The sequence below is a fragment of the Brooklawnia sp. genome, assembly GCF_049651565.1.
GTDB lineage: Bacteria > Actinomycetota > Actinomycetes > Propionibacteriales > Propionibacteriaceae > Brooklawnia.
Genome location: NZ_JBASCI010000075.1, coordinates 1 through 4,663, shown reverse-complemented (window position 1 = coordinate 4,663; position 4,663 = coordinate 1). Strand labels below are relative to the sequence as shown.

At 65.8% G+C, this 4,663-nt stretch carries 3 protein-coding genes and 1 pseudogene; 3 read left to right on the top strand and 1 reads right to left on the bottom strand.

Annotated features, from left to right (window positions below):
• The 3 genes and pseudogenes from WBL05_RS03640 to WBL05_RS03630 all read left to right on the top strand — a co-directional run.
• Nucleotides 1-740 (top strand): hypothetical protein (locus WBL05_RS03640; protein WP_424223804.1); only part of this gene is annotated, 740 nt, incomplete at its 5' end.
• A gap of 96 nt (nucleotides 741-836) precedes the next feature.
• Nucleotides 837-1,340: pseudogene (locus WBL05_RS03635) on the top strand (hypothetical protein); the annotation flags it as partial.
• Between the two features lie 384 nt (nucleotides 1,341-1,724).
• On the top strand, nucleotides 1,725-3,908 hold the full coding sequence (locus WBL05_RS03630; RefSeq protein ID WP_424223802.1) for a recombinase family protein: 2,184 nt from the start codon (nucleotides 1,725-1,727) through the stop codon (nucleotides 3,906-3,908).
• Nucleotides 3,909-3,910: 2 nt separating this feature from the next.
• Here WBL05_RS03630 and WBL05_RS03625 read toward each other — a convergent pair whose 3' ends face one another.
• Complete coding sequence (locus WBL05_RS03625; RefSeq protein WP_013601246.1) at nucleotides 3,911-4,282, bottom strand: hypothetical protein; 372 nt, start codon at nucleotides 4,280-4,282, stop codon at nucleotides 3,911-3,913.
• Nucleotides 4,283-4,663 lie beyond the last annotated feature (381 nt).

The window sequence follows — 4,663 nt, the reverse complement described above, 5'->3', positions numbered from 1 at the left end:
GCCCATTATCCGGGCACATACCTGGCCGGGTGTACAACCGGTTGATCTCCACCGTGCACGGGCGGCAGGTGGAGGACGAACACATGGTCAACGCGCCCAACTGGCTGGTCCTGGACCTGCGCATCGGCGACGGGCCCTGGTGCTCCGAGAACGGTCTGATGATCACCGGCGAGCGCCGCGAGCTGGACCTGCGACGCGGCATGCTCACCCGCACCGCGGTGCTCACCGACCCCCTCGGGCGGCAGATCCACCTGACGCAGCGGCGCCTGGTGTCCATGGCCCGCCCGCACCTGGCCGCCCTGGAGACCACGCTGGTGGCGCAGGGCTGGACAGGCCCGGTGAGCATCCGGTCCGGCATCGACGCCGGTGTGGTCAACGACAACGTGGCCGAGTACCGCCGCGAAGAGGACGGATCGTTCACGAAGCTGGAGCCGAGCTTCAGCAACCTTGTGCTGTACCGGGCGACCGCCGAACGCGCCTACGAGCGGTTCGCCAAAGGTGACAGCTTCGTCGCCGAAGGTTACGCGCACGAGTACTCCTACACCCGCGACGGGCAACAGGTCGAGGGCGAGGAGTTCGTGCCCAAGAAGATCGGCCACGACACCGCCCGGACCCGCTACGAGGTGGATCGCACACCCCGCCGGACCACAGAGCGCGAGAGCGTCACCCGTGAGCAGAACCGGGCGTTCGATCCGCCACCAGCCCGGCCGGCTGCCGATGCGCCGGTGCTGGGCCACTGAACGGGAGACGCAAGCACCATGAGCGACCAGACGCCGGCCCCGGAGCCCGACGAGAGCGACCTCGATGAAGACCTGGAGGACGACTTCGGCGAGCTGATGGCCACTGAGCCGATGGGCGGATCGCCGCACCCGGTCAACTGGAACCTGCTCTCCGCCCACGACTTGGAGCAGGAATGGCTGGAGCTGAACCGGTGGGTCGACTGGCTGCGCCACACCTACGGGCTTCCCGCCGCGGTGGTCCCGCCGTTCTGGCACCACCACCCCGAACTGGTGTGGGAGCTATCCGCCCTGCACTTGCACTGGCTGTGCGCCTACGACCCCGAGCAGAACGGGTCCGCACCCATCGGCTGGCACCGCGACTTCGCCGACGCCCGGGCGCGGCTGCGCGACTGGGTCGCTGCTTCCGGCACCCGCCTCGACCGGGACCGCCCCACCCGGCAGACCATCTGGCCAGGTGAAGAGCCCGCACCACCCGTGGAGGACGTCGTGATCGCTGACCGTGACGAGGAGTTCGTCGACTTCATCGACGAGCAGGTCCAGCAGCGGCAAGCCGCCGAAGATGCGTTCTTCGCCACCATTGACGACGCCACGGGGGAACTATTCGACATCGCACCGGTGACCGTGAGCAAGGGACACGCTGATGGTGCGCTCTTACAGGCGCAAAGCCGACCGGGCCGACGCGGACCGGCCGGTCCGCGTTCGGTTCGACCGGCGTGAGGAGATCGACGCTGAGAAGATCGCCGAAGTCCTCATCCGCCTGGCCCTGCGAGCCGCCGACGACGAGGTCACCGCCCAAGCAGGCAAGCACCTCCGGCACCTGCTCACACCCGGACGGTAGAATCAGACGCGACACGACGAATCTCGGCGTCGCTGGCACCGCCCCTAAACCCCTACTCGGGGTGTTCTTTTCGAATCCTGACGTGACCGCCATCCGGCGCCCCAGACGCCCAACCCACCGTTGGGCACCTGAAAGGCGGTCACCTGATGACGTTCCTCGACCTTCCCTCCGGCATCGACCTCGCGGCATTGCGCGCGCTGGCCGCCGACAAAGCCCAACTGGCGGCGTCGGCACGAGAAGAGAGGCCGGATGGGCTGACGCCGGCGATCTCCTATCTGCGGGTCTCCACCAAGGACCAGGCCACCCGCAACGGCCTCGAAGAAGGCCTGTCCATCCCTGCCCAGCGTGAAGCCGCCCAGCGCAAGGCCGAACAGCTCGGCGCGGTCATCGTCAAGGAGTTCATCGAACCCGGCGAGTCCGCCAAGACCGCCCGCCGGCGAGCGTTGCAGGAGATGCTCGACTACATCGCCGCGAACCCGGTGCGGTACTGCATCATCAACAAGGTCGACCGGCTGGCCCGCAACCGGCTCGATGACGCCATCATCCACTCCACCCTGCGGGGGGCGAACATCACCCTGGTCTCGGTCACCGAGAACATCGACGAGTCACCCTCAGGCATGCTCATGCACGGCATCCTCGCCTCGATGGCAGAGTTCTACTCCCTCAACCTCGCCCAGGAAGTCGTCAAAGGGATGACGCAGAAGGCCTCCATCGGCGGCACCCCGACCAAGGCACCGTTGGGCTACCTCAACGTGCGCACCACCGATGCCAAGGGCCGAGAAGTCCGCGACGTCGAACTCGACCCCGACCGGGCCGAGCTGATCCGGTTCGCGTTCACCGCCTACGCCACCGGGGACTGGTCCCTGTCCTCTCTGGCACGTGAGTTGAAGACCCGTGGCCTGACCACCCGGTCCACGCCCTCCCAGCCGGCGAAGCCAGTCACCACCACGGGGCTGCACAAGGTCCTGACCAATCCCTACTACCAGGGCACCGTCACCTTCCGTGGCGTCACCTATGAGGGCGCCCACACCCCGATCGTCGACACCGACACGTGGCTGCGCGTCCAGACGCAGCTCGATGCCAAGAACGCCGTGGGCGAGAGGCCTCAGAAATACGACCACTACCTCAAGGGGACCGTGGTCTGCTCGTGCGGCGCCAAGCTCATGATCGAACGGCCCCGTGACAAGCAGGGGGATCGCTACGAATACTTCACCTGCTCAGGTCGACGTAAGAAGAACGGCTGCACTCGTTCGGCGATCCTCGCCGAACGGATCGAGGACCGCATCGAACGCGACTACGCCACCAACGGTCTCACCGCCGAGGAAGCAGAACGCGTCAGTCAGGTCCTGCACCAGGTGTTCGACCAGCTCGAAGCCTCCAGCGACGATGAACGCGCCGTGTTGACCTCCCAGCGCGACAGACTCGAAGCCGAACGCCTCAAGCTCGTCCAAGCCCACTACGCCGACGCCATCCCACTCGACCTGCTCAAGACCGAACAGGACCGCATCCGCACCAGCCTCGACGCGATCACCAACCGACTCGACAGTCTCGCGAACTCCTACATGAACGCGCACGAGGGTCTTGATGAGATCGTCGGTATGCTCACCGACCTCGGCGACCTCTACAGCAAGTGCCAGCCTGCTGAACGCCGCATCCTCAACCGCGCGCTGTTCAAACGGATCATCATCGACGAGGACGAACACATCGCGTTCGTACATGCCGAGCCAGTTGCCGCTGTCCTCACCCAGGCGCGCGGGGACGAGGTGACCCATCCGGTCCCAGAAACGAACCTGCCCCGCCATCAGGCGGGGCAGGTTTCGAATTTCTCAACTTACGTGGACCTCCGTAGAGAGTTTGAGAACCCCTGCCCACACCTGAAAACCCTGTCCTTGCGCAGGTCACGGGGCTTCTACAACCACAACCAGCGCTCCTCCGAGCCTACCGTTTCCGACTCCAGGGGGCGAGTGGTGCGATCACTTGGGATGGCTCAAACCCTCCTTCGACCGGAGCAGGTGGACGATCTGGTGGCGCAGTACCGCGAGGGCGCAACGCTAGTGGAGCTGGCATCCGTGTTCGGAGTGAACCGCCGCACGGTCGCCACCCACCTCGCCCGTCGGGAGGTGACGATCCGCCGTGGACGGTTCGATCCTTCCCGCATCCATGAAGCAGCCGACCTCTACCTCAGCGGGTTGACGCTGGTAGAGGTCGGCATGAAGGTCGGGGCGGGGCCTCAGGCGGTCCGGCAAGCGCTCGCTTCGCACGGTGTCGTGATTCGGCCTGACGGGGGCCGTCGTTCGCGGATCACCGCGTCCTCGTCCGCCGCCGGTTGAGCCTAGGCACGAAGGACCGGCACCCGAGTGTTCGCCTCCGCGAGCGCTTCGTGGCGCTGGTGACGACGGATCGTCGCTTCGCGCAGGCGTGCGCGAGTGAGCAGAACGACGCTCACGGGTCCCATGATGATGAACTTGAGTGCGTTCCAGCATGCCCACAGGACGATGAGGTGGAGCCAGCCGGGGCCGTCGTCGGCTGCCGCGCCAGAGCAGATGCTGGCGATCAGGATGTACGGAAGCGCGACCAGCATCGCGGGTATCCCCCACTTGAGTCCGCGTCGGGTGCGGATGGCAGCGAGCAGTCGGTTGCTCGGCATGTAGCGGTGCAGATAGTCGCGGGTGCGAACGCTGAGCGTCCAGATAAGGCGGAACATGACGGGCCTCTCGTCACACGTGTTACTCCGTCGAGGAGGCAGAACGTGTGTTAGTGCCCGAGGGCCGTCCCGAAGGACCCGCAATATGAGGAGAACCTGCCTCACCACCCACTGTACGCCGGGGTCGGCGTTCACGGAACCCTTCGAGTTGACTCATGCTGAATGCCCGCGTGGGCGGGGTCGTTGCCTCATCCAAGGATGCCCGCCTGGGTGGAACCATGATGGATGGAGCTCACCATGACCCAGCGACGAGAGGTGTTGCAGTCGCAGGTTAAGGCCTGGCCGAAAGCAACCAAGAAGGAGAAGTCAGCAATCCTGGACCACCTGTGCGCGGTGAACGGCTGGCATCGTGACCATGCCCGCAAGATGATGCGACGGGCG

Coding starts and splice junctions, on each gene's coding strand:
- WBL05_RS03630 (WP_424223802.1), top strand. CDS start 1,725: ATGACGTTCCTCGACCTTCCCTCCGGCATCGACCTCGCGGCATTGCGC.
- WBL05_RS03625 (WP_013601246.1), bottom strand. CDS start 4,282: ATGTTCCGCCTTATCTGGACGCTCAGCGTTCGCACCCGCGACTATCTG.